At 71.8% G+C, this 23,740-nt stretch carries 22 protein-coding genes and 1 tRNA gene; 9 read left to right on the top strand and 14 right to left on the bottom strand.

Going from position 1 to position 23,740, the window contains the following annotated elements; translation table 11 throughout:
* Positions 1–159 precede the first annotated feature (159 nt).
* Positions 160–1,305, bottom strand: a complete 1,146-nt coding sequence (gene hppD / locus ACZ6K0_RS42475) for a 4-hydroxyphenylpyruvate dioxygenase (protein WP_469236110.1) — start codon at positions 1,303–1,305, stop codon at positions 160–162.
* A 121-nt stretch (positions 1,306–1,426) separates the two neighbouring features.
* Here hppD and ACZ6K0_RS42470 point away from each other — a divergent pair, with 121 nt between their 5' ends.
* The 4 genes from ACZ6K0_RS42470 (at position 1,427) to ACZ6K0_RS42455 (ending at position 4,328) form a co-directional block, all read left to right on the top strand.
* Complete coding sequence (locus ACZ6K0_RS42470) at positions 1,427–1,894, top strand: Lrp/AsnC family transcriptional regulator (protein ID WP_024761701.1); 468 nt, start codon at positions 1,427–1,429, stop codon at positions 1,892–1,894.
* A gap of 203 nt (positions 1,895–2,097) precedes the next feature.
* A complete protein-coding gene (locus tag ACZ6K0_RS42465) occupies positions 2,098–2,679 on the top strand; it encodes an ArsR/SmtB family transcription factor (RefSeq protein WP_469236109.1) in 582 nt (193 codons plus the stop codon).
* A gap of 54 nt (positions 2,680–2,733) precedes the next feature.
* A complete protein-coding gene (locus ACZ6K0_RS42460) occupies positions 2,734–2,928 on the top strand; it encodes a hypothetical protein (protein WP_469236108.1) in 195 nt (64 codons plus the stop codon).
* A complete protein-coding gene (locus tag ACZ6K0_RS42455; protein WP_469236107.1) occupies positions 2,925–4,328 on the top strand; it encodes an MFS transporter in 1,404 nt (467 codons plus the stop codon). The genes ACZ6K0_RS42460 and ACZ6K0_RS42455 overlap by 4 nt, the downstream gene beginning before the upstream one ends.
* Here the strand turns inward: ACZ6K0_RS42455 and ACZ6K0_RS42450 are convergent.
* Positions 4,261–5,055 carry a S16 family serine protease gene (locus tag ACZ6K0_RS42450; protein ID WP_376405384.1) on the bottom strand — a complete coding sequence of 265 codons (795 nt, stop codon included), beginning with the start codon at positions 5,053–5,055 and terminating at the stop codon, positions 4,261–4,263. The genes ACZ6K0_RS42455 and ACZ6K0_RS42450 overlap by 68 nt on opposite strands.
* 9 nt (positions 5,056–5,064) lie before the next feature.
* Positions 5,065–6,216, bottom strand: a complete 1,152-nt coding sequence (locus tag ACZ6K0_RS42445) for an acetylhydrolase (RefSeq protein WP_469236106.1) — start codon at positions 6,214–6,216, stop codon at positions 5,065–5,067.
* Between the two features lie 86 nt (positions 6,217–6,302).
* On the opposite strand from ACZ6K0_RS42445, the gene ACZ6K0_RS42440 reads away from it, so the two are divergent.
* Positions 6,303–7,286 (top strand): ArsR/SmtB family transcription factor, encoded by a 984-nt coding sequence (locus tag ACZ6K0_RS42440; RefSeq protein WP_469236105.1) that lies wholly within the window; start codon positions 6,303–6,305, stop codon positions 7,284–7,286.
* Positions 7,287–7,341: 55 nt separating this feature from the next.
* On the opposite strand, the gene ACZ6K0_RS42435 is transcribed toward ACZ6K0_RS42440, so the two are convergent.
* The 8 genes from ACZ6K0_RS42435 to ACZ6K0_RS42400 all read right to left on the bottom strand — a co-directional run bounded on the left by ACZ6K0_RS42435 (position 7,342) and on the right by ACZ6K0_RS42400 (position 15,205).
* A complete protein-coding gene (locus tag ACZ6K0_RS42435) occupies positions 7,342–7,983 on the bottom strand; it encodes an IclR family transcriptional regulator (RefSeq protein WP_017237054.1) in 642 nt (213 codons plus the stop codon).
* A 460-nt stretch (positions 7,984–8,443) separates the two neighbouring features.
* Positions 8,444–10,234: a DEAD/DEAH box helicase gene (locus ACZ6K0_RS42430; RefSeq protein WP_384150729.1), complete on the bottom strand. Its 1,791-nt coding sequence runs from the start codon at positions 10,232–10,234 to the stop codon at positions 8,444–8,446.
* A gap of 104 nt (positions 10,235–10,338) precedes the next feature.
* Positions 10,339–10,728, bottom strand: a complete 390-nt coding sequence (locus tag ACZ6K0_RS42425) for a type II toxin-antitoxin system death-on-curing family toxin (RefSeq protein ID WP_376405376.1) — start codon at positions 10,726–10,728, stop codon at positions 10,339–10,341.
* Positions 10,725–10,925: a CopG family transcriptional regulator gene (locus ACZ6K0_RS42420; RefSeq protein WP_376405374.1), complete on the bottom strand. Its 201-nt coding sequence runs from the start codon at positions 10,923–10,925 to the stop codon at positions 10,725–10,727. The genes ACZ6K0_RS42425 and ACZ6K0_RS42420 overlap by 4 nt, the downstream gene beginning before the upstream one ends.
* Before the next feature lie 43 nt (positions 10,926–10,968).
* A complete protein-coding gene (locus ACZ6K0_RS42415) occupies positions 10,969–12,462 on the bottom strand; it encodes an MFS transporter (RefSeq protein WP_469236104.1) in 1,494 nt (497 codons plus the stop codon).
* Positions 12,463–12,649: 187 nt separating this feature from the next.
* Complete coding sequence (locus tag ACZ6K0_RS42410; protein WP_376405370.1) at positions 12,650–13,435, bottom strand: ABC transporter permease; 786 nt, start codon at positions 13,433–13,435, stop codon at positions 12,650–12,652.
* On the bottom strand, positions 13,432–14,412 hold the full coding sequence (locus ACZ6K0_RS42405) for an ATP-binding cassette domain-containing protein (RefSeq protein ID WP_469236103.1): 981 nt from the start codon (positions 14,410–14,412) through the stop codon (positions 13,432–13,434). The genes ACZ6K0_RS42410 and ACZ6K0_RS42405 overlap by 4 nt, the downstream gene beginning before the upstream one ends.
* Positions 14,413–14,533: 121 nt before the next feature.
* Entirely contained in the window at positions 14,534–15,205 is a 672-nt protein-coding gene (locus tag ACZ6K0_RS42400; protein ID WP_469236102.1) for a DUF4097 family beta strand repeat-containing protein, read from the bottom strand.
* 255 nt (positions 15,206–15,460) lie between these two features.
* Between ACZ6K0_RS42400 and ACZ6K0_RS42395 the strand changes: the two genes are divergently transcribed.
* Both ACZ6K0_RS42395 and ACZ6K0_RS42390 read left to right on the top strand, forming a co-directional pair.
* Positions 15,461–16,216, top strand: a complete 756-nt coding sequence (locus ACZ6K0_RS42395) for a helix-turn-helix domain-containing protein (RefSeq protein WP_469236101.1) — start codon at positions 15,461–15,463, stop codon at positions 16,214–16,216.
* A 159-nt stretch (positions 16,217–16,375) separates the two neighbouring features.
* Positions 16,376–16,447 (top strand) — tRNA-Cys (locus tag ACZ6K0_RS42390).
* 71 nt (positions 16,448–16,518) lie between these two features.
* On the opposite strand, the gene ACZ6K0_RS42385 is transcribed toward ACZ6K0_RS42390, so the two are convergent.
* From ACZ6K0_RS42385 to ACZ6K0_RS42375, 3 genes are read right to left on the bottom strand one after another with little or no spacing between them, the layout of a single operon-like run.
* On the bottom strand, positions 16,519–17,193 hold the full coding sequence (locus ACZ6K0_RS42385; RefSeq protein ID WP_469236100.1) for a hypothetical protein: 675 nt from the start codon (positions 17,191–17,193) through the stop codon (positions 16,519–16,521).
* 2 nt (positions 17,194–17,195) lie between these two features.
* Positions 17,196–19,520, bottom strand: coding sequence for a hypothetical protein (locus ACZ6K0_RS42380; RefSeq protein ID WP_469236099.1), 2,325 nt, complete (start codon positions 19,518–19,520; stop codon positions 17,196–17,198).
* A 15-nt stretch (positions 19,521–19,535) separates the two neighbouring features.
* Complete coding sequence (locus tag ACZ6K0_RS42375; RefSeq protein ID WP_376405358.1) at positions 19,536–19,964, bottom strand: hypothetical protein; 429 nt, start codon at positions 19,962–19,964, stop codon at positions 19,536–19,538.
* 557 nt (positions 19,965–20,521) lie between these two features.
* Here ACZ6K0_RS42375 and ACZ6K0_RS42370 point away from each other — a divergent pair.
* Positions 20,522–21,445 carry a protein kinase family protein gene (locus ACZ6K0_RS42370; protein WP_469236111.1) on the top strand — a complete coding sequence of 308 codons (924 nt, stop codon included), beginning with the start codon at positions 20,522–20,524 and terminating at the stop codon, positions 21,443–21,445.
* Between the two features lie 55 nt (positions 21,446–21,500).
* Entirely contained in the window at positions 21,501–23,699 is a 2,199-nt protein-coding gene (locus ACZ6K0_RS42365) for a protein kinase domain-containing protein (protein ID WP_469236098.1), read from the top strand.
* Positions 23,700–23,740: the final 41 nt, after the last annotated feature.

Below are 23,740 nucleotides of genomic sequence, written 5' to 3'. Positions count from 1 at the left end.
CCGCTACGACAAACGAGCCCGCCACTACAAAGCCCTGGTCACCCTCGCCTGCCTGCGGCTATGGCTCCCCAACTGACATTGCGGACACCCCCTAGGGGCGTACGCGCGCGTGAGGGGCCCGGGCTGCGGCCCCGGGCCCCTCACGCACAGCGACGACCGTCAGAGGTTGCCGCGCTTCTCCTGCTCTCGCTCGATCGCCTCGAACAGGGCCTTGAAGTTGCCCTTGCCGAAGCCCATCGAGCCGTGGCGCTCGATCATCTCGAAGAAGACGGTCGGGCGGTCCTGCACCGGCTTGGTGAAGATCTGCAGCAGGTAGCCGTCCTCGTCGCGGTCGACGAGGATCTTCAGCTCGCGCAGGGTCTCGACGGGTACGCGGGTCTCGCCGGCCCACTCGCCGAGGGTGTCGTAGTACGAGTCGGGGGTGTCGAGGAAGGACACGCCCGCCGCGCGCATCGCGCGGACCGTGGCGACGATGTCGTTGGTGGCCAGGGCGATGTGCTGGACGCCGGCGCCGCCGTAGAACTCCAGGTACTCGTCGATCTGCGACTTCTTCTTCGCGATCGCCGGCTCGTTGATCGGGAACTTCACCTTGAGGGTGCCGTCCGCGACGACCTTCGACATCAGCGCCGAGTACTCGGTCGCGATGTCGTCGCCCACGAACTCCTTCATGTTCGTGAAGCCCATGACCTTGTTGTAGAAGCCGACCCAGTCGTTCATCCTGCCGAGCTCGACGTTGCCGACGCAGTGGTCGATGGCCTGGAAGGTGCGCTTGGCCGGCGGCTCGACGATCGGGTTCGCGGAGACGAAGCCCGGCAGGTACGGGCCGTCGTAGCCGGAGCGCTCGACGAGGGTGTGGCGGGTCTTGCCGTAGGTGGCGATCGCGGCGAGGACGACGGTGCCGTTCTCGTCCTTCACCTCGTACGGCTCGGTGATGCCGGTGGCGCCGTGCTCGACGGCGTAGGCGTACGCGGCACGGGCGTCCGGCACCTCGATGGCCAGGTCGACGACGCCGTCACCGTGCTCGGCGACGTGGTCGGCGAGGAAGCGGCCCCAGTCGGTCGAGACCTTGATGACGGAGGTGAACACGAAACGGGCGGCACCGTTGGTGAGGACGTAGCTGGCGGTCTCTCGGCTGCCGTTCTCCGGTCCGGAGTAGGCGACGAGCTTCATGCCGAAGGCCGTGGAGTAGTAGTGCGCGGCCTGCTTGGCGTTGCCGACGGCGAAGACGACCGCGTCCATTCCCTTGACCGGGAAGGGATCGGCCTTACGCGCGGTGGAGGGGGTGTGATCGATGGTCTCAGTCATGGCAGCAATGTCCCGCCGTTCGGCAAGGTGCGCAAGAGTTCGTTGATCTGCTGGTCAATCTGCACAGCGGCAGACGAGTATGGCCGTGCGACTTGTACATCATGACCACGAGGAGACCGTCATGGCGATCGATCATTTGGACGGCCGGCTGATCACGCTTCTCGCGCGCGAGCCGCGCATAGGGGTCCTGGAGGCCTCTCGGCGCCTCGGGGTGGCGCGCGGGACGGTGCAGGCGCGGCTCGACCGGCTCCAGGCGACGGGGGTGATCTGCGGCTTCGGACCGCAGGTGGACCCGGCGGCGCTGGGCTATCCGGTGACGGCCTTCGCGACGCTGGAGATCAAGCAGGGCCAGGGCGCGGACGTGCGGGGGCACCTGGCGACGGTGCCGGAGGTGCTCGAACTGCACACGACGACGGGCCACGGCGACATGCTCTGCCGGCTGGTCGCCCGCTCCAACGCCGACCTCCAGCGGGTGATCGACAAGGTGGTGGGCTTCGAGGGGATCGTGCGGGCATCGACGGCGATCGTGATGGAGAACCCGGTGCCGCTGCGGATCATCCCGCTGGTGGAGCAGGCGGCGCAGGAGTAGGCGGCGCAGGCCCGGGGTGGGGGCGCAGGTCGGGGGTGGGGGCGCAGGTCGGGGGTGGGGGCGCAGGTCTGGGGCGGGGGGTGCAGGTCCGGGGTGGGCGGAGAGCGGGGAGACGCAAAGAAGATGCTGCAAAAAGGTCTCTGCAAAGAAGGAGTTGCAAAGAACCTCTTGCAACTCCTTCTTTGCAACTCTAGGGTTGAGTCATGTCCGAGCCCGAGGAATTCCTGAGCCGCACCCTCGACCCGCGCTCCCTGCGCGGGCTCGCCCACCCCCTGCGCATCCAGCTCCTGCGCGCGCTGCGCCGCCACGGCCCCGCCACGGCCTCCCAACTGGCCGAGCGGCTCGGCGAGTCCAGCGGCGCGACCAGCTACCACCTGCGCCAGCTGGCCGCCGTCGGCTTCGTCGAGGACGACCCGACGCGCGGCAAGGGCCGGGAGAGGTGGTGGAAGGCGGCCCAACAGGGGACGCGCCTGGACGAGACGCTCCACAAGAACCCCGACCCCGAGGTCCAGGGCGCCATAGAGGTCTTCCTGTTCGAGGTGGCGACCATCCACACGCAGGAGCTGAACACCTACCTCGGCACCCGGCACGACTGGGACGAGAGCTGGCACGGCGCCTCGGACATGAGCGACTTCACGCTGCAGCTGCCGGCCGAGAAGCTGCGCGAGCTGAACGAGAAGGTGCACGAGCTCATCGACAGCTACCGCGACACGGCCGACTCGGACGCGCCGGGCGCCGAGCGCGTACGACTCCATCTGCACGCGTTCCCCCAGCCGGCGGACTGACGCCACGACCTGCACAGGCTGCCCTCCTCACCACTCACGGAAGGAACCCGCACCATGCACGCCGACATCCACCTCCAGCTGCACGCACTGACCTCCGCGGAACTGCGCCACGAGGCCGCCGCCGACCGGACGTACGAGTTCACCCGCACCCCTGCCACCCCGCTCCGCATTCAACTCGGCTGGAAGCTCGTCGAGTTGGGGCTGCGGATGGTCACGCCGACGGACCGTCCGGTCACCCTGGCCGCATGACCGTTCCGGGGGGAAAAGAAGCTGATGCGGCGCCGGGATCCCGTGGCCCTCTGACCACCGTCCTGGCCGCCAACGCCGTCTCGATCACCGGCAATTCACTCACACTGATCGGCGTCCCGTGGTTCGCGCTCGACACCACGGGAAGCCCCGGCAAAGCAGGGTTCGTCGCCTTCTGCGCGGCCCTCCCCGTCCTCCTCTCCACCCTCGCCGGCGGTCCGGTCATCGACCGTCTGGGCCGCCGACGGGTCAGCATCGCCTCCGACCTGATCTGCGGGCTCGCGCTCGCCTCGATCCCCCTGCTGCACCGCCTCGGCGTCCTCGAGTTCTGGATGCTGTGCGCGCTGATGGCGGTCACCGGTCTGTGCCACGCGCCCGGCGAGATGGCCCGGCACGTCCTGGTCCCCGACCTCGCCCAGCGCGCCGGGACGGCGCTCCCCCGGGCGGCGAGCCTGTACGACGCCGTGGCGCGCGGCGCCCGGATGACGGGCGCGGCGATCGCCGGACTGCTCGTCGCCTTCCTGGGCGCCGACACGGTCCTGTTCCTCGACGCGGCCACCTTCGCCCTCTCCGCGCTGCTCGTGACCGCGGGTCTGCGCGGGGTGCCCTCGGCGGAGCCGATGCGCGACGGGCCGCCGCTCTCCCCCGCCCGCTACCGGGCCGACCTGCGCGAGGGGTACGCCTACCTGTTCCGGGCCCGGCTCATGCTCGGGATCATGGTCATGGTGATGGTCACCAACGGCCTGAGCCAGAGCTGGAGTTCGGTGCTGCTGCCGGTCCACGCCCGGGAGGAGCTCGGCGGGCCGGCCGCCCAGGGCCTGCTGGTCTCGGTCTTCGGCGGCTGCGCGCTCGCGGGGGCGCTGCTGTACGGGGCGGTCGGGGAGCGCTTCCCCCGCCGGGCCGTGTTCGCGACGGGGTTCCTGATAGGCGGCGCCCCGCCGTACGTGGTGGCCGCGCTGACCGACACCACGGCACCGCTGCTCGTGACGATGGCGGCGGCCGGGTTCGGCGTCGGGGTCCTCAACCCGATCCTGACGACGGTCATGTACGAGAAGGTGCCGGAGGCCCTGCGCAGCCGGGTCGTCGGCGCGAGCACGGCCGGGGTGCTGCTCACGACCCCGCTCGGAGGTCTGGCGGCCGGCTTCCTGGTCGAGCGGGTGGGACTGACGTCGACGCTGCTCGGGATCGGCGGGCTCTACTTCCTGACGACGCTCGCCCCGCTGGTCTTCCCGGCCTGGCGGGACATGGACATCCGGCCGCCGTCGGCGGACATACCCGGCGGCGGACCGGCCGCCGACACGAGACCCGGCTCCGACCCCGCCGGCTCCGACCCCGTCAGCAGCTCGGGATCTTCGACTCCTGTCCCTGCTCCAGGGCCCGGAGGGACGCCACCGCGTCGCTGAGCGCGGTGACGGGGACGAGCCGTAGGCCCTTGGGCTGCTCGGCCTGGGCGTCGGAGCACTCCGCCTTCGGTACGAGGAAGACGGTTGCCCCGTCCCGCGCGGCGGCCTGGGTCTTGAGGGAGACGCCGCCGACGGCGCCGACCGTGCCGTCGGCCTGGATCGTTCCCGTACCGGCGACGGTCCGGCCGCCGGTGAGGTCGCCGCCGTCCCCGTCGCCGTCGAGCTTGTCGACGATGCCGAGGGAGAAGAGGAGCCCGGCGCTGGGCCCGCCGATGTCGGCGAGCTGCAGGGTCACCTTCACCTCCTCGGGGTTCAGCTTGAGGTAGCCGAGGGCGGCGAGGGTCGCCGCGTCCTGGGACTCCTTCATCTGGCCGAGGTTGTGCTTCTCGATCTCGGCGTCGGACTTCCCCGACGGGTAGACGGAGTCGTGCGGCAGGACGGCCTGGTCGGTCCGGAACCAGGCGTCGGCCACGTCCCCGAGGTCGACCTCGGTGGACGGTCCCGTCGCGACGATGGTCGTCATCCGGAGCTGCCCCTCGGTCGGCCGGACCGGGGCGCCGGTGATGGTGATGATCTCCCGCCCCTTGTCCTTGCCGAGCACGTCGACGGTCGTGCCGGGCTGCGCGATCGCGAACGGCAGCGGCGCGAACCCGACGACGGCGAGGAGCGCGGCGACGGGCAGGGCGCAGAGCGCGAGGGCACGGTGACGAGGAAGGCTGGAGAGCACGCCCCCAATCTACTGGGACGCGTACCGCCCCCGGGCCGGGGGCGCGGGCGCCGGCAGATGCCGCGCGAAGAAGAACCGCGTCCCGCGCCGCACGGCGTCGACCGCCACCGCCGGCTCGGCGCCCCCGACGAGCCCGGCCCGCGCCTCCGGGGTGACGAGCCCGGCGGCCTGGAGAGGGGGGACGAGGAACGCGTAGTCGGAGAAGACCCAGTGGTCGCTGTCGGGCAGCAGGACGCGCCGGGCGCGCAGCCCCTCCCAGGAGCGTCGGAGGCGCTCGGCGCCGTCGAAGCCGTCGGTGCGGAAGAGGAGGAGCGGCCGGGCGAGCCCGTCCAGCGGGTCCAGGTCGAGGTATCCCTCCAGGTTCACGCCCGCGGCGAGCCGGTCGTCGGCGGCCAGTGCGTGCACGGCGGCGGTGCCGCCCGCCGAGTGCCCGTACACACCGATCCGGTGGAGGTCCATGGCGGGCGCGAGGGGCAGGGTTCCGAGCCGGTCGAGGACGAAGCGGATGTCCGCGACCCGGGTGTCGATCATGGTGCGGAAGGTCGCCGGGTCCGGCTCCCCGCGCAGGACGGTGACGCGCACGCCGCTCGGGAGCTCCACCTGGCTCGCGTCGCCGGGGTGGTCGATCAGGACGACGATCCGACCGTGGCTCGCCAGGTCCTCGGCGAGGGTCGTGCCGAGGGTGCGGGAGTCGCCGCCGCCGGGGCTGTACAGGAGCACGGGGCGGCGCCCCGGGAGGGCGGGCGCGTCGACGTGCCCGTGGGTGAGGACCGCGCCCCAGTCGACGGCGCCCTCGGCCGGCAGCCCCGGGCGGACCAGGGGCGCGAGCTCGGCGAAGTACCGGGCCTCGACCGGGGTGAGCTGCGGGGCGCGCGGGCGGCCGAGGACGGTGCGGGCCGGGTACAGGACGGTGATCTTGACTTGCCGTACGCCGGTCCCGGGCTCCCAGGGGTCGTCGCGGGAGGTGTCGGTCAGGACGAAGGTGCGCAGGCCCACGGGGTGCGGGCCGGTCGGCGCGGGCAGCCGGAGGACGGTCGGCTCCGCCGCGTGGCCGGCCGGCCGGGCCGTCGCCCGGGCGGCGGGACCGAGGAGGGTGGCGGCGGCCGCGAGGAGGGCGCCCTTGGTGACGGTGCGGCGGCGGGGTGCGGGGTGCTGGGTCATGCACGGCATCCTTGGATGGCGCCGGGCCGCGCGCGAAGGTTCAGGGCCTGCCCGAAAGGCTGGCGGACGGCGAGGAGTTCGGACAGGTGCTGCGTATCCACTTCACCGCGGACGACTTCGCGCGGGTCCGGTTCGCGCCCCGGCCGTCGCCCGTGCCCGAGCTGCACGCGGCCCTCATGATGCTGGGCGCACCGCACGAGGAGCTGCTCTTCGGCCGCTGGCGGGGCAGGCTGTCGCGCGCCCTGCCGGCGGCGGCCGAGCCGCTCGCGGACCTGGTGCCGGGCGGGGTGCCCCCGTCCTTCCTCGACGTCCTCGGCGGGACGCGCGAGGAGGGCTTCGCGCTGATCCGCGAGAGCCGCCCGGAGTTCGTCCGGTCCGAGCTGGAGCGGGTGTACGCGGGCGGGGTCCCGGTGCCGCCGTGGATCCGCGCCCTGCACGGCGGGGACGCCGGGGCGTGGCGCACGCTGGGCCGCGCGCAGGAGGCGGCGTACGAGACGGTCCTGGCCCCGGTGTGGCCGCTGGTCCAGGACCTGCACCGGGCGGAGTTCACCCGGCACGCGCTGACGGTCGCGGAGCAGGGCCTCGGCGCCGCCCTGCCGGCCTCGGCGCCGGGCTCGCGGCTGCGGGACGGGGTCTGGGAGTGGCCCGGGGGCGGGGAGTGGCCCGGAGTCCCGGGCTGCCGGGACGTCCGCCTCGACGGCCGGGGGCTCGTGCTGCTGCCGACCTTCCACTGGCGGGGCGGACCGCTGGTCCAGGACCTGCCGGGGCGGCCGGTGGTCCTGGCCTATCCGGCGGGCCGGGGGCTGCCGCTCGCCCCTGACGGCGGCGGCACGCGGGAGGATGCCCTCACGGGGGTCCTCGGCAGGACCCGCGCCGAGCTGCTCCGCGCCCTGGACGAGGCCAGGACGACGACGGGCCTGGCCCGCCGCCTCGGCGTCAGCAACGCGACGGCCTCGGCCCACGCCCAGGCCCTCCGCGCGGCGGGCCTGATCACGACGATCCGCACGGGCAGATCGGTCCAACACGAGCGGACCGCCCTGGGCAGCTTCGTCGCGGGGAACCGGCCCTGACCCGTGATCCGGTCCCACGACGGGGGCAGCCGCCCCGGAGCGGCTGCCGTGCGCGCTAGCGCAGTGCGTCGGCGACCTCGCGGGCCGCGTCCACGACCCTCGGGCCCACCCGCTCCGGTACGGCGTCCGCGAGCATCACGACGCCGACGCTGCCCTCGACGCCCGTGACGCCGACCAGCGGCGCGGCGGCTCCGCTCGCACCGGCCTCCAGCTCACCGTGGGTGAGGGTGAAGCCGGGTTCGATCAGGGAGCCCTGGCGGGCGGCGAGGATCGCCCGGCCGGCCGCGCCCCGGTCGAGCGGGTGGCGGAAACCGGCCCGGTAGGCGACGTGGTAGTCGGTCCAGGTCGGTTCGACGACCGCGACGGCGAGCGCCTCCGCCCCGTCGACGAGCGTCAGGTGGGCCGTGGCCCCGATGTCCTCGGCGAGCGAGCGCAGCGCGGGCAGGGCGGCCTCGCGCACCAGCGGGTGCACCTGGCGGCCGAGCCGCAGCACGCCGAGGCCGACGCGGGCGCGTCCGCCCAGGTCGCGGCGGACGAGGGCGTGCTGTTCGAGTGTGGCGAGCAGACGGTAGACCACCGTCCGGTTGACACCGAGTTTGTTGGACAACTCGGTGACGGTCAGGCCGTGGTCGGTGTCGGCGAGCAGTTTGAGGACTCTGAGTCCCCGGTCGAGCGTCTGGGAGGTCTCCGCGGTCACGACGCCCTCTCCTTCGGAGTGAGTGGCGGCGGGCTCTCACGGGATTGCGACGCCGGTCCCGTCGGCGACGCACGTCAGAGGCCGCCGGCAGGAAGGGGTACACCGGCTGCGCTCCGCGGCGGCGCTGCCACGGGGCGATTGCTTTTGAGCCGGGACAGTAGCGACCCGCTCCGCTCAGCGGAAGACCTCGTCCAGAATCCGGGCGTCGGGGACCGGATAGAGACGGTTCGGGACTTTCGTCGGCCGGACGAAGGACTTTGGCTGACAAGATCGGCTTTGTCGTGCATCTAGCGTGGAGGGTGCCCGGAGGCCGACCGTGGGGGCCTGCCTCCGGACCGTGTCCCATCACGCCGGGACGCGTGAGGCCCGTACGCGCAGACTCGTACGGGCCTCACTGACATCTCCGGACCTGACGTCTCCGGACCGGGCAGCCCCGGGACGGGCAGCCCCGGGAGGGTGCTCAGCGCATCCGGGTGGCCCACTCCTGGACCTTCTTGATCCGCTCTCGGATCTGGCCGGCGGTGGCCTCGGCGCTCGGCGGCCCGCCGCACACCCGCCGCAACTCGGTGTGGATCACGCCGTGCGGCTTGCCGGTCTGGTGGACGTAGGCGCCGACCATCGTGTTGAGCTGCTTGCGCAGCTCCAGGAGCTCCTTGTGGGAAACGACAGGGCGCCGCTCGGCGGGAAGCTCCAGGAGGTCCGCCTCGTCGTCCGGCTTCTTGCGGCTGTGCGCGATCTGCCGGGCCTGGCGCTTCTGCAGCAGCAGCTGGACCTGGTCGGGTTCGAGGAGTCCGGGGATGCCGAGGTAGTCCTGCTCCTCGGCGCTGCCGGGGTGGGCCTGCATGCCGAACTCGGCGCTGTTGTACAGCACGCGGTCGAAGACGGCGTCGGACTCCAGGGCCTCGAAGGGCAGCATGTCCTGCTCGCCGGTGTCCTCGTCCTGCTGGCGCTCGGCCTCGGCGAGCTCCTTCTCGGACTCGGCGTACGGGTCCTCCTCGCCCTGCTTCTTCGGCTTGTCGAGGACGTGGTCGCGTTCGACCTCCATCTCGTTGGCGAAACCGAGGAGGCTGGGGATCGTCGGAAGGAACACAGAGGCGGTCTCGCCGCGCCTGCGTGAACGCACGAAACGGCCGACGGCCTGGGCGAAGAACAGCGGCGTCGAGATGGTCGTCGCGTACACGCCGACCGAGAGGCGGGGTACGTCGACGCCCTCGGACACCATGCGGACGGCGACCATCCAGCGGTCGGTGTTCTCGCTGAACTCGTCGATGCGGTTCGAGGCGCCGGTGTCGTCGGAGAGGACGACGGTGGCCTTCGTGCCGGTGATCTCGCGGATCAGCTTGGCGTACGAGCGGGCCGATTCCTGGTCGGAGGCGATGACGAGGCCGCCCGCGTCGGGGATGGACTTCCGGACCTCGGTGAGCCGCTGGTCGGCGGCCCGGAGCACGTTCGGCATCCAGTCGCCCTTCGCGTCCAGCGCGGTGCGCCAGGCCTGCGAGACGGCGTCCTTGGTCATCGGCTCGCCGAGCCGGGCGGCGATCTCGTCGCCCGCCTTGGTGCGCCAGCGCATGTTGCCGCTGTAGGAGAGGAAGATGACCGGCCGGACGACGCCGTCGCCGAGGGCGTTGCCGTAGCCGTAGGTGTAGTCCGCCGAGGACCGGCGGATCCCGTCGTTCCCCTCCTCGTACGTGACGAAGGGGATGGGGTTGGTGTCGGAGCGGAACGGGGTGCCGGTGAGCGCGAGGCGCCGCGTGGCGGGCTCGAAGGCCTCCAGACAGGCCTCGCCCCAGGACTTGGAGTCTCCGGCGTGGTGGATCTCGTCGAGGATGACGAGGGTCTTGCGCTGCTCGCAGCGGTTGCGGTGGAGCATGGGCCGGACGCCGACGCCGGCGTAGGTGATGGCGACCCCGTCGTACTCCTTGCTGAGGGGCCCGGCGCTGTAGTCCGGGTCGAGCTTGATCCCTATCCGCGCGGCGGCGGCGGCCCACTGCTTCTTGAGGTGCTCGGTGGGCGCGACGACGGTGATCTGCTGCACGACGTGGTGGTGCAGCAGCCAGGACGCGAGGGTCAGGGCGAAGGTCGTCTTGCCGGCGCCGGGGGTGGCGACGGCGAGGAAGTCTCGGGGCTGCTCCTGGAGGTACCTGTCCATGGCGCCCTGCTGCCAGGCTCGCAGCTTGCCGGCGGTACCCCAAGGGGCCCGGCCGGGGAAGGCGGGAGAGAGGTGATGGGAGGAGGTGGTGGTAGTAGTCACGATCTCCGGGTTCGACGCTCGTCCAGATATGACAACCGGGCCACCTTACCGGCGGCCCGGTCGGAACCTCGTATGAAACGGGGTGGGGATGGTGCGGTTGCGATTCAGCTCACGTCGGTGAGGACCAACTCGCGGAGCCCGCGCGCGATGTCCTCGACCTCCTCGGTCTCACCGGTCGCCACGGCGATGACCAGGCGTTCCGCGGCTTCGACGTCCGGTCGCAGCTGGACGCCGTTCATGGCGAGGAAGGTCACGCAGGACAGCCAGGCCGTGCGCGTGTTTCCGCCGACGAAGCCGCGGCGGAAGGCCAGCGACTGGAAGAGGGCCGCGGCCTTCTCGATGGCACCCGGGTAGACGTCCTCGCCTGCGTGAGCCGCCGACGGCCGGAAGGCGGCCTCCGCGACGAGCCCCACGTCACGCACGAGCGGTGTGTCCCCGCACGCGTCTTCGGCGATCCCGACGACGTCCTCGGCGGACAGGTAGACGCACGTCATGCCAGGCGCTCCAGGAGTTCGTTCCACCTGGCCGCCTGCTCGCGAGAGGTCTGCCTCACCCTCGCCTCGTGCGCGGTCCGTACGAGGTAGTCGTCCACGGCCCGGAGAACGAGCGCGTGCATGCTGACGCCCTCTTCCTGGGCCCGCCGCCTCAGCGCTTCGGTCTGGTCGTCCCGAAGACGAAGGTTCATCGCCATACCCGAACGGTACCCCCGTGGGGCCATTCCGGTACCGGATGTGTCACGCCCGCTCCGGCTCCGCCCGCAGCCGCGTCGCCACCCACGCGCCCGCCGCCGCCACCCCCGCCATCGGCAGGAAGACCGCCGCGAAGGCCGCCGGGTGGGAGCCCGTCGCCGCGTGGGAGCTCACCGCGTGGCCCACCGCGCCGCCGCCGAGGGCCGCGAAGGCCGCGCCGCCCACGGCGAGGAGCAGGACGTTCGAGAGGCCGTCCGAGATCTGGAGGGCGGCCGAGTTCGCGCCCGCCTCCTCCGGCGCCGAGAGCTTCATGAGCAGCACGCTCGTCGAGGCGATCACCGCGCCCATGCCGAAACAGCCGAAGGCCCAGGCCACCGCGACCACCCACACCGGCACCGCCGTGATCAGCACGCTCGGCGCGGCCGCGATCGCGAGGGCGACGAGGACCATCCCGAGGACGACCAGGCGTTCGCGGTACGGCTCCGTCCGCGGCCGGGACTGGATCCACGAGCCGAGCGCCCAGGTCGGGCCGCCGACGGCGAGGGAGAGCCCGGCGAGGGTCACGCTCAGGCCGCGCTGGGTGACCAGCATCAGCGGGACGAAGGACTCGGCCGCGATGAAGGACCCGGCGGCGATGCCGCGCAGCAGGATGACCGAGGGCAGGCCGCGCGCCGCCCGGACGGTGCCGCGCGGCAGCAGCCCGCGGACGGCGGGTACGAGGAGCGCGACGCCCGCGGCGGCCGGGAGGAGGGAGAGCCAGCGCAGCTCCTGCCCCGCGTACTGGAGCAGCCCCGCGCCGGCCGAGATGGCGAGCGCGAGTCCGATCTGCCGCCGGTCCCAGGGGGCGACGGGCGTGGACGGGTCGGCGGGGCCGGAGGCGGTCCTGCGTATCGCGGGGAGGGCGAGGGCGAGCGGGAGGACGACGAGGGCGGGGATGCCGACGAAGACCCAGCGCCAGCCGAGGTGCTCGGTGATCGTTCCGGCGGCGAGCGGTCCGACGACGGAGGGGACGACCCAGCTCGCGGCGAACGCGGCCATGATCGCGGGCCTGAGGTGTTCCGCGTACGCCCGGCTGACCACCACGTACAGCGCGACGATGACCAGGCCGCCGCCCAGTCCCTGCACGGCCCTGCCGAGGATGAACAGCCACATGCCGCCGGCGGTCCCGGAGAGCAGCAGTCCGGCGGCGAAGGCGGTCATTCCGGTGGCGAGGGACCCGAGCGGCCCCCGCCGGTCGGACCACTGGCCGGCCAGGACCATGCCGAAGAGGCTGGTGGTGAAGTACGCGGAGAAGGCGAAGGCGTAGAGGGAGACGCCGTTGAGCTCGCGGGCGGCGACGGGCATCGCGGTGCCGACGGCGGTCGCCTCGAAGGCGATGAGCAGGACGACGGAGACGATGCCGATGCTGAGCGCCCGGTGGTCGCCGTCGAGGACGGACCCCTTGGTGTCGTCGTGTGCGGCACGGGGTCCGGGGATGCGGGCGTCGGCGACATCGACATCGGCGTCGGTGTCGGCTTCGCGGGGTTCGAGGGCGCTCATCCCCCCAGAGTAAGAGGTCAACCACCGGATGACCCCTGTCAGGGTTCTCGGTCTTTGGTCCCCGGTCTCCGGTCGGAACGCCGACGGGGCGGCGTACTCCGACCTGGTGTCGGTGTACGCCGCCCTGGGGCGGAACGGGTTGCGGAAGGCTTGGCGGCGGTGGTCCGCGCTGTCACGGCGGGGCTGCTTACTTCGGGTCCCCGTTGAACTTCGACGTCGACCAGAAGTAGCCGAGGACGGTGAGGCCGACGCACCAGGCGAGGGCGAGCCAGCCGTTGTGGCCGATCTCGGTGCCGAGGAGGAGGCCGCGGAGGGTCTCGATGGCGGGGGTGAAGGGCTGGTACTCGGCGATCGGCTGGAACCAGCCGGGCATCGAGGCGATGGGGACGAAGGTGCTGGAGATGAGCGGGAGGAAGATCAGGGGCATCGCGTTGTTGCTGGCGGCCTCGGCGTTCGGGCTGATCAGGCCCATGCCGACGGCGATCCAGGTGAGGGCGGTGGCGAAGAGGACGAGGAGTCCGAAGGCGGCCAGCCACTCCAGGGCGGTCGCGTCGGTGGACCGGAAGCCGATGGCGACGGCGACGGCGCCGACGAGGATCACGCTCATCACGCACTGCAGGACGCTGCCGACGACGTGTCCGACGAGGACCGAGGGGCGGTGGATCGCCATGGTGCGGAAGCGGGCGATGATGCCCTCGGTCATGTCGTTGGAGACGGACACCGCGGTGCCGATGGTCGTGCTGCCGATGGTCATCAGGAGCAGACCGGGGACGAGATACGCGATGTAGTCGGAGCGGTCGCCGCCGCCGATGCCGGCGCTCATGGTGTCGCCGAAGATGTAGACGAAGAGCAGCAGGAGCATGACCGGCGTGAGCAGCAGGTTCAGCGTCAGGGACGGGTAGCGCCGGGCGTGCAGGAGGTTGCGGCGCAGCATCGTGGACGAGTCGCGCACGGCGAGGGAGAGAGAGCTCATCGGACTGCATCCTTCGGCTGGTCGGTCTGGCCGGGCTGGCTGGGGACGGTGGTGCGGCTGGTGAGGGCGAAGAAGACGTCGTCGAGGTCGGGGGTGTGGACGGTCAGTTCGTCTGCCTCGACGCCGGCGGAGTCGAGGCGGTCGAGGAGGGTACGCAGGGCGCGCTGGCTGCCGTCGCTGGGGATCTGGAGCGTCAGCGACTCGTCGTCCCTGGCGGCCTCGGCGAGGGCGGCTGTCGCGCTCCGGTACGCGGTCGGGTCGGTGAAGCGGAGGCGGACGTGCCCGCCGGGGACGAGGCGCTTGAGCTCCTCGGCGGTGCCTTCGGCGGCGATCTTCCCGTCGTTCAGGACGGCGATGCGGTCGGCGAGTTCGTCGGCCTCTTCGAGGTACTGGGTGGTGAGGAAGACGGTGACGCCGTCGGAGACTAGCTCGCGGATGATGCCCCACATGCTGTGACGGGAGCGCGGGTCGAGACCGGTGGTCGGCTCGTCGAGGAAGATGATCCGCGGACTGCCGACCAGCGTCATGGCGAGGTCCAGACGGCGCTTCATGCCGCCGGAGTACGTGGAGGCCGGCTTCTTCGCGGCGTCCACCAGGTCGAAACGCTCCAGGAGTTCGGCGGCGACCCGCCGCCCCTCGCGCTTGGACAGGTGATGCAGGTCCGCCATCAGGAGCATGTTCTCCTCGCCGGTGATCAGACCGTCGACCGCGGAGAACTGGCCGGTGACACCGATCGCGGCGCGGACCGCCTGCGGGTCGGCCGTCAGGTCGTGGCCTCCGATGCGGATGGCTCCCGAGCCGGGTCCCGCGGAGACGAGCGTGGAGAGGATCTTGACGGCGGTGGTCTTGCCGGCGCCGTTCGGGCCGAGCAGGGAGAAGATCGTTCCTTCGGGGACGGCCAGGTCGACACCGTCGAGGACGACCTTGTCGCCGTAGGACTTGCGCAGCCCGTTCGCCGCGATGGCCAAGTCGGTCATGGGGAGTGCTCCTTCAAGGGATGGGGACGATCAGGGGCTGCGCGGGGGTCTCGGGCGCTTGCGCGGGCGTCTCGGGTGCTTGCCGCGGGCGTCTGGTGCTTGCGTGGGTGTCTCGGATGGTTCAGAGGCTGCGGGCGGTGATGTCGCCGTAGGCGGTGGTGGCGTGGATGGCGAGGCCGGCGCCGGCGCCCTCGCTGTTCTGGAGGGTGTTGGTGATGCGGCCGTAGGCGGTGCCGGCGTCGAGGGTGGCGGAGACGCCGCGACCGGCGCCGACCGCGATGTCACCGGCCTGGGTGCTCAGCGCGACGGTCCCGCGCAGGGCCTCGGCGACCCGGAGGTCGCCCTTCTGCGTACGGATCTCCGCCGGGCCGCCCAGGCGGCCGACCGCGATGTCACCGGCCTGGAGGGTGAGACGCGCGGCGGCGGTCTCGTCGAGCTTGACCGTGCCCTGCGCGCCCTCGAACGTGACGTCGCCGAGGCGTCCGACGCCCCGGAGTTCGGCGGCGGCCGTCTTCGCCTCGACCCGGGAACCGGCCGGCAGCTGGACGGTGACCTCGACCGCACCGGAGTTGCCAAGGATCTTGTTCTTGGCCTCGGCGGCCTCGATCCGCAGGACACCGTCGGCGTAGGCGACCGCGATCTGCTCCGCGGCCTTCACGTCGCGGCTCTTCCTGGCGTCCGCCGGGAGGACCTCGACCGTGGTGTCGGCGCGGTCGGCGGCGATGAAGCGGATGTGGCCGGCCGGGACGTCGAGGATGACGGCGATCGGGGCGGTGGTGGCGAAGTTCTGCATGGTTGCTCTCCTTGTTTTTCCGGACTTCCGGCTCTCCGGGCTGCTGCCCGCGACGTTTCCGACAAGGGAAAAGCTACGTTGCATTCAAAGAGCGAGCAACATGCACGTTGCGCCAGATCTGCATCATTGCAGCTCACAGCCTGGATTTCATTGCAATCATCCTGAGGCCTAACGCAACAAGCCTCATCGTTGCGTTGCAATGAATTGAGCGTGAACGCTATAGTGAGGCACTCAAGGAGCACGAAGGAGAACGCGATGCCCGGTGGCAGGCTCACTCAGCAGGAACGTCAGCAGATCGCACTGGGACTGGCCGACGGCCTCGCCTACGCCGAGATCGCCCGACGTCTCGACCGCCCGACCTCGACCGTCACGCGTGAGGTGATGCGGAACGGCGGCCCCACCGGCTACCGCGCCGACCTCGCCCACCGCGCCACCGAACGCCGGGCCCACCGGAGCAGGCAGGCCACGCCCCGCAGCCCGGAGGCGCTCCCCCAGGCCCACGGGCGCGACCCCGAGGCCGTGCGCGCGTACGAGGAAGTCCTCACCACCGTCTTCATGCAGTCGGGCATGCCCAAGATGATGTCCGGGGTGACGGCCTGTCTCTGCATCAGCGACACGGGCAGCCTCACCGCGGCCGAACTCGTCCAGCGCCTCCAGGTCAGCCCGGCGACCGTCTCCAAGGCGATCACGTTCCTGGAGAGCCAGAACCTGGTCCGCCGGGAACGCGGCGAAGGCCGCCGCGAGCGCTACACCGTCGACGCCGACGTCTGGTACCAGTCGATGATGGCCAGCGCCCGGTCCACCGCCCAGATCGTCGAGACCGCGCGGCAGGGCGTCGGCGTCCTCGGCCCCGGGACCCCCGCCGGCACCCGCCTCGAGAACATCGCCCGGTTCCTCGACTTCGTCAGCGAGAGCACCGCCCGCGCCGCGGAGCAGGCCCGCGCGATCCTCCACGAGGGCCCCGAGACGTCCGCGGAGGACCCTGAGGACCCGGAGGACACGCCCGCCTGACCCTTCGGCCCGAGGCCCAAGACCCGAGGCCCAAGGCCCGAGGCCCGAGGCCCGACTGTGAACGGGGTGTGGCAGCACCATTGCAGTCGTATGGCACAGCCCGGGAAACCCTTGAGCCCCTCGCGGCACCCGCTCTACGGTCGTACCAGTGCACAACACGACCGTGTGCCCGAGTGGTTCAGGGACTCGCCTGCAAAGCGAGTTACGTCGGTTCGATTCCGATCACGGTCTCTCCCAGAGGGACGGCCTTCGCCGTCCCTCTCCCTTTTCCCCTCCCCTTTCCCTCCCCCCTCCCTACTTCCTCACGGAAGCAGGTCGTCGGGGACCGTGACCTTCTCCTCGCAGCCCAGGAGCTCGCGCGTGCTCTCGGCGAGGGACTTCAGGAGCTGCTCCGTCGACACGGCCGGGTCGCCGGCCTTCCGGGCCTCGTCGTTCACCGCCACCTGGAGCGGCAGCTCCCGCCCCTGGCCGGTGGCCGTGCCCGGGACCGTGCAGGGCATGACGAGCGGCGTTCCCCAGGTGTCGGGCCGGGAGGCCACGTACACCCCGTCCGCGACCGCGCGCCAGCGGAGCCTGCCGTCGCCGGACTTCACGAAGTCGATGTCGTACATCGACCATCCGACGGTGCCGGTGACGCGAGCCGTGGCCCCGTCCTTTTCGCCCTCCATCTCGCACGGGTGGAACGTGGTGCGCTGGAGGTCGTCCTTGCCGGCGGTCCAGCCGCGCGCCTCCGTGACCAGGCGTTCCTTCATCTCCGGGAGCGAGCGGTCGAACGGGCGGAACCCGTCGCCGAGATCGGCCCGCACCGCGTCGACGTTCGCCGTGCCGAAGACCTCCTGGCAGGTCTTGAGCGCCGTCGGCGACACGGCATCCGTCGCGTTCGGCGTCGGGGAGTCCCCGCCGCCGCAGGCCGCCGCCGAGAGCACGACGGCGAGCACGACGGCGCTCCTGCCCACCCACCCGCTGGTGACCGACATGCTCACCTGACCTTCTGTTCGGTGCCGCTGACGAGCTGCTCGCCATCGAGATAGGCGCCCCTCGCGTCGTCGAGGAACGCACGCCGCTCGGCCTCCGTCATGCCGGTGGCCTCCGCGTAGTTCAGCAACGGGCTCATGGCACTGCCGCGCCCGGCCTCCCGCGTGGAGCCGATCGACACCCGCGCCTCGTCGTCGTTCTTGAACTCGTTGTCCTTGAGGTACTCAAGGGTGCCGGACGCGTACGACGTACTGACGGTCGACCCGACGCTCTCCATGATGATCGGCACGACGGTGGCCGCCACGACACCCGCCGCGGGGCCGAGCACGACGGCCGAGCCCACGCCCACGACCGCGGCGACACCGCCGCTGACCGCGGACTTCCGCCACTCGGCCTGCTGCTCCAGGGCCAGGTTCTTCTTGTCCTCGTCGTCCTTGAAGTCCTCGGCGATCTGGGTGACGCGCGACTCGTCGAGGACGCCGTGGACGAGGGAGCCGTTCTTGGCGAACGCCATCGCGTCGTCCCGGTCCCCCTCCAGCGCCTTGATGCCGCTCGCCTCGAAGACCTGCTGGGCCGCCGACATGCTCTTGTACGCGTCCTCGTCACCCGCGACGCCCTTCATGAACTCCAGCGACGCGTTGAACCCGAAGTCCGTCCGCTTGCTGCCGTCGCTGCTGTTCCCGAAGAGCTCGTCCCGGTTGTACGCGTCTCCCGTGCCGCCGAAGTTCATCATCGAGTAGTTCAGGTCGTCGATGTAGGCCGCGCCCATGTTGCCCAGGCTGTCCATCATCGCCTTGTGCTGCTCCCGCAGTTCGGTGCTCGAACCGTAGGAGTCGATGACCTGCTTCATGATCTCGGCGGACTTCTCGTCACGGTGCAGCTCGGGGGTGGGGTCGTCCCAGCCGTGACCCGTGGTCGCCGCCTCCAGGGCGTGGCCGAGGGCGTCCGGCATGTAGGCCGCGGTCTTCTTCCAGTCGTCCGGGTTGTGGCCCTCGATGTCGGGGAAGAAGTCGTACTCCTTGTTCTGGAAGTAGTTCAGGTAGCCCTTCTGGTTCCCGTCCTTCTTCGGGTCCAGGTCGACGGTGCCGCCGAGGCTGCCGTCCTTGTTGTAGGACGTCGGCTCCTTGGAGAAGTACTCCTTCGACGCGTCCGGGCTGTGCCCCAGCGCCTCCAGCATCGAGACCATCGGGTCGAAGCCGGAGCCGTTGACTCCCGACGGGTTGTACTGGTTCTGCAGCCCGCCGCTGACCATCGGCTTGCTGTTGGCGAAGAGGTACGGGTCCTTGGCGTGGAGCTGTGTGACGTGCTCCGCGATGGGGACCAGGAACTTCTTGTCGTAGTCGCCGTAGCGCATGATGCCGCCGAGCAACTGGTAACCGAAGGCCGGGTTGTTGTCGTACTTGACGAGCGGGATGCGCTCCGTGCCGAGCTTGCGCATGTCCGTGGACCACTTGTCGGTCCAGGCGTCGCCGCCCTGCGTGGCCGTCGCCAGGTTGAGGCCCAGGTTCTTCTGGAGCTCCTGGACGTCCGCGAGGCGCTCCTTGTCGACCTTCGTGTAGTCGTACGTGTCCGTGGACAGCTGCCCGAAGAACTCCAGGGAGCCCTTCGGACCGAGACCGTCGTAGAAGTTCCTGGAGAACTCCTTCGAGCCGCTGTTGTCCTTCAGCAGCTCGTTGAGGCGCATCAGCTCCTCGTGGGAGATGTCCCGGCCCTTCTTGGCCAGGTCGACGGCGCGCTGCGCCTCCTCGGCGTCGAGGCTCGCGTACTTCGGGGCGCTGAAGTTGTTCTTGTCGCCGGTGATGTTGGCCTTGAGGGCGTTGGAGCAGGCCACGTCGGCCTCGGTGCAGACCTCCAGGATGGCCTTGATCCGCTCCTCCATCGCGTGGATGTCGGCGCGTTCCTTGCGCACCAGGTCCTGGAAGTCGGGGTCGTGCCGGGCCGCCGGGTCCTTGATGGCGGAGAGCGGCTCGCGGGCCGCGACGGTGCCGTCGGAGTTCACCCTGAAGCCCTTGGCGGGGGCGTCGGTCTCGGCGATCGTCGTCAGGTCGTCCTTCGCCTTCTTGAAGGCGTTGTAGCCGTCCTCCAGGACCTTGTGGATGCCGTCGGCGGCCTTCGCGGCGTCGTCGAACTCCTTGGCGGTCTTGTCCACGAACGGCTTCGTGACCTCGGCGTTCACCCCGCGCCAGTAGTCGTCCTTGGCCTTCGCGGCCATCGTCGTACGGGCGTCCTCGGCGAGCTTGTCCAGCTTGGCCTTCATCGCGGACCAGTCGTCGGCCGCGGCCTTCATCTTGTCGAGCGGCGCGTGGTGCACGTTGTCGTAGGTCAACACAGCAGGGCCCCCGGCCTACTTGAAGTACTCGTTGATCTTGGAGGCCGCCAGGGCCGCCTTGATGTCTTCCTCTTCCTTCGCGTGGGAGGCCGCGCTGTAGTCGAGGTGGTTGGAGATGTTGGCGCAGGCGTCGAGCAGCGTGTTCAGCTGCGAGCTCCACGTCTCCTGCACGGTCGACATCGCGGAGCCCGTGAGGAAGCCGTTGCTCGACATGCCCGTCGCGGCCTCCGTGGTGTTCGTGCGCGCGTGGTTCCCGTCCTTGACCAGCCGGCCGTGCAGGGCGTACGCGGCGCTGCCGATGGCCCCGAGCTTGTCCTGGTCGACGCTGAGGTCGGCACTGCCGCCACCGCCGCCACCGGGCTCCGGGGCGACCTGGTTGAGCCTCATGCTCACGTTGGTCGCGGATGTGGACCGGACCGACGCCCACTCCTCTTCGAACGACATGCTCTCCCCCGTGCGGTGATCGCGCCGACGATCGCGTGGTGATCGTTCCGGCTTCGCCTCAGCAAGTTCCGTGCCCACGGAATCACGGCGATCGTAGTCCCACGACCACGCGTTCGAGCACTCCTCACCGGGAAAACCCTCACGGAAAGAGATCTCCACGACGCCTCACCGCGCACACGGGCCCACTTCACCTTCGCAACCCGGACAGCCTCGGACGTTCCGGGCCCGCCCCTCCCCGGCCCGTACGCCGCCGGGGTCCGCCGCCCTCCCCCGCCCCGCCGCGGAGGCCGGCCGCCTCGATAGGCTCGACCCGCCCCGGGGCCGCCCGGGAGCCAACGCAACGCCAACCGCAACAGCCAGTGGCACAAACGGTCACGACAAGCAGCGGCAACAACAGTGGCAACGAGCAGTCGCAGCAACAGGGGGACTCACCGGTGGAACGGTCGCGCACGCAGGGGGACGCCGCACCGTCAGGGGCGGCGCCGCGGACGGCCCCGAACCAGCCCGCGGCCCCGAACCGGCCCGCGACGGACCGGCCCTCGGCCCCGGACCGGCGGATCGGCCCGTACCGGCTGATCACCCGCCTCGACCCGCCCGGCTCCGCCGTCCCCTGCCGCCGCTTCGTGGCCCGCACCCCCGACGGCGGCCGCACGGTCCTGCTGAGCGCCCCGCTGCCCGGCACCGACCCGGCGCGCTTCGCCGCCGAGGCCACGGCGGCCCGGCACCTCCTCGGCCCCTGGATCGCCCCGGTGACGGACCTCGCCGACCCGGCCGATCCGACCGCCCCCGCCTGGTACGCGAGCCCGTACCTGCCCGCGCTCCCACTCCCCGTAGCCCTCGCCGTCCACGGCGGCCCGCTGCCCGAGGCGACCGTCCGGGCCGTCGGCGCCGCCCTCGCCGAGGGCCTCGCCGCCGCGCACTCCCAGGGCCTCACGCACGCCGGGGTCTCCCCCGCCGCGGTCCTGCTCACCGCCGACGGGCCGAAGCTGAGCTGCTTCGGCGCGGTACGGGCCGCCGCGGCCGACGGCGAGCCGCGCACCGGCCTGCCGGGCCTCGACCCGGGGTCGCTCGCCCCCGAACAGTCCTCTGGCGGCCGGCCGCGACCCCCGGGCGACGTCTTCGCGCTCGGCGCCGTCCTCGCGTACGCCGCCACCGGCCACACCGTGCCCGAACGCGAGGAACTCCCGCCCGCCCTGCGCCAGGTGGTCTCCTCCTGCCTGGCCCGCGACCCCGCCGACCGCCCCACGGCGGCCGCCCTGATGGCCGCGCTCGCGCCGCCGACCGCGCACCAGACGGTGCTGAACTCGGCCGGCACCCTGCTCGTCCCCGGCTGGCTGCCGGGCCGGGTGGTCGCCGCACTCGCCCGCCAGTCGGCGGAACTGCTCGCCGCCGAACTCCCGGCGGTACCGGACGCACAGGCGCACACGGCCCCCGCGAACCACGCGGACCACGCGGACCACGCGACACGGGACCGCACCTGAAGCCGAACCGGCACCACCGACCCTCCCCCCTCCTCGATCCGACGGACCTGACCTCATGCTGTCGCCCCTGACCCACGACGACCCGGCCGCCGTCGCCACGTACCGTCTCCTCGCCCGCCTCGGCGCCGGCGGCATGGGCACGGTCTACCTGGCGCGCACGCCCGGCGGCCGCACGGTCGCCCTCAAGACCGTGCACGCCCGGCTCGCCACCGACCCCGCCTTCCGCGCCCGCTTCCGACTGGAGACGGACGCCGCGCGGATCATCGGCGCGCGCCACGGCGCGGCCGTCGTCGACGCCGACCCGCTCGCCGAGACCCCGTGGCTGGCCACCGAGTACGTCCTCGGCCCGCCGCTCGACGACGCCGTCGCGCTCGGCGGCCCGCTCCCCGAGCCGACCGTCCGCGCCCTCGGCGCCGCGCTCGCCGGAGCCCTCGCGCAGCTGCACTCCTCGGACGTGGTCCACCGCGACCTGAAGCCCTCGAACGTCCTCGTCACCGCCTACGGCCCGAAGATCATCGACTTCGGCATCGCCCGCGCGGCCGGCGACGACCACCTGACCCGTACGGGAGCGGCGGCCGGCACGCCCGCGTTCATGTCGCCGGAGCAGGCGAGCGGCCAGGAACACCCCCCGGCGGGCGACGTGTTCGCACTCGCCGGCGTACTCGTCTTCGCCGCCACCGGCCACGGCCCCTTCGGCACGGGCTCGCCGGCCGACCTCCTGTACCGCGTGCGGTACGCCGAGCCCGACCTCGGCGGCGTACCGGAGGCGCTGCTGCCGCTCCTGACGGCCTGCCTGTCCAAGGACCCGACGGCCCGCCCCACCACCGCCGACCTGACCGCCCATCTCCACGACGGCCACGGCGAGTTCGCCGACCACCTGCCGCCCCTCGTCCTCGCCGACATCGCCCGCCGCGCGACGGACGTCTGGCTCCACGCACCGCACCGCCTGCCGGTCCCGGCGGGAGCCGCGACCGCGGAGACCGCCCCGGACACCCCGCTCTCCCGCCGCCGGGCCCTCACCCTGGGCGGAGGCTCCCTCCTCGGCGTCGCGGGGGCGGGCGCGGGAGTGTGGGCGTGGCTGAACTCCCGGGACACAGACGCCGATACAGCCAAGGGCGGCGCCCCGACCCCGACCGGCCCCACGGCCGTCCCCGCCCCGACGGCCGCCGACGGCGCGCCGGCGCCGCTGTGGCAGGCCTCGGTCCTCGACCGCGAGGAGAGCATCACCCCGCTGCTGGCCGGTACCGATGTCGTGGGCTTCGCCGAGACGGTCTCCTTCCGCGCCGTCGACACGAAGAGCGGCAGCGAACTCTGGGCCGACTCCATGGTCATGGAACCCCACCAGATCACCACCGACGGCACGAACTACTACGCCTCCGACGGCAACTTCGAGGGCCCCGGCGCCCTGAAGGTCCGCACGCTCGCGGCGCGCACCGGCAAGGAAGCGGCCAAGACGATCGAGCTGAAGGGCATCGACGGGACGACCACGGAGCTCCTCACCGCGGTCGGCGGCATCCTCTTCACCGCCTCGCGCCTGGGCAAACGGGAACACGACTCGGACGCGAACCAGGTCGGCTGGCACCTGCTCGCCGTCAACCTGCGCACGGGCAAGGAGGCGTGGCGGCAGCCGTACGCATGGGACGGCGTCCGCCCGTGGCTCGCCCAGGTCGTCGGCGACCAGCTGATCCTCGGCAAGAACAGCGGCGACCTCGACTCCTTCCTGGTCCAGTCGAGGGACACGCGCACGGGCCGGCAGCTGTGGAAGCGACGGCTGCCGCTGAAGGACTCCGCTTCCTTCAAACCCGGCCATCTCGCGATCGACGACCAGCACATCTACCTGGGCGGCGACCGGCTCCGGGCGCTGCGCCTCTCCGACGGCGGGATCGCCTGGGAGTACGGCTCCGGTACCGGCTCCACCAACTACGGGGTGCCGACCGTCTCGCGCGGGATCGTCTACGCGCAGGAGGCCGGGGACACGCAGGGAATCGTGGCGGTACGGGCTCCGGCCGGCATCCGTGCCTGGCGGCAGTCGCCCTCCGACCGCCCTCTCACCCCCGAATTCTTCCGGGCCCCCGTCGTCGGCGAGAGGTATGTGTACGCCCCCGTGCGGGGCGGCCTGAACGCCGTCGATCCGCAGAACAGCCGCTCGGTCTGGGTGTTCCAGACGGACGCCACGCGGTACGTCGTCGACAAGGAACGGACCCGCATCATCGGCGCCGGGGAGTCGTCCGTCGTGGCCATCCCCTACGTCTGAGCACCTCCTCCTCCCCGTCCCCACCACCGAACCGGAAAGCA

The sequence above is a fragment of the Streptomyces sp. NPDC042346 genome, from assembly GCF_055581845.1.
This window is presented reverse-complemented; position numbering and strand designations above follow the sequence as displayed.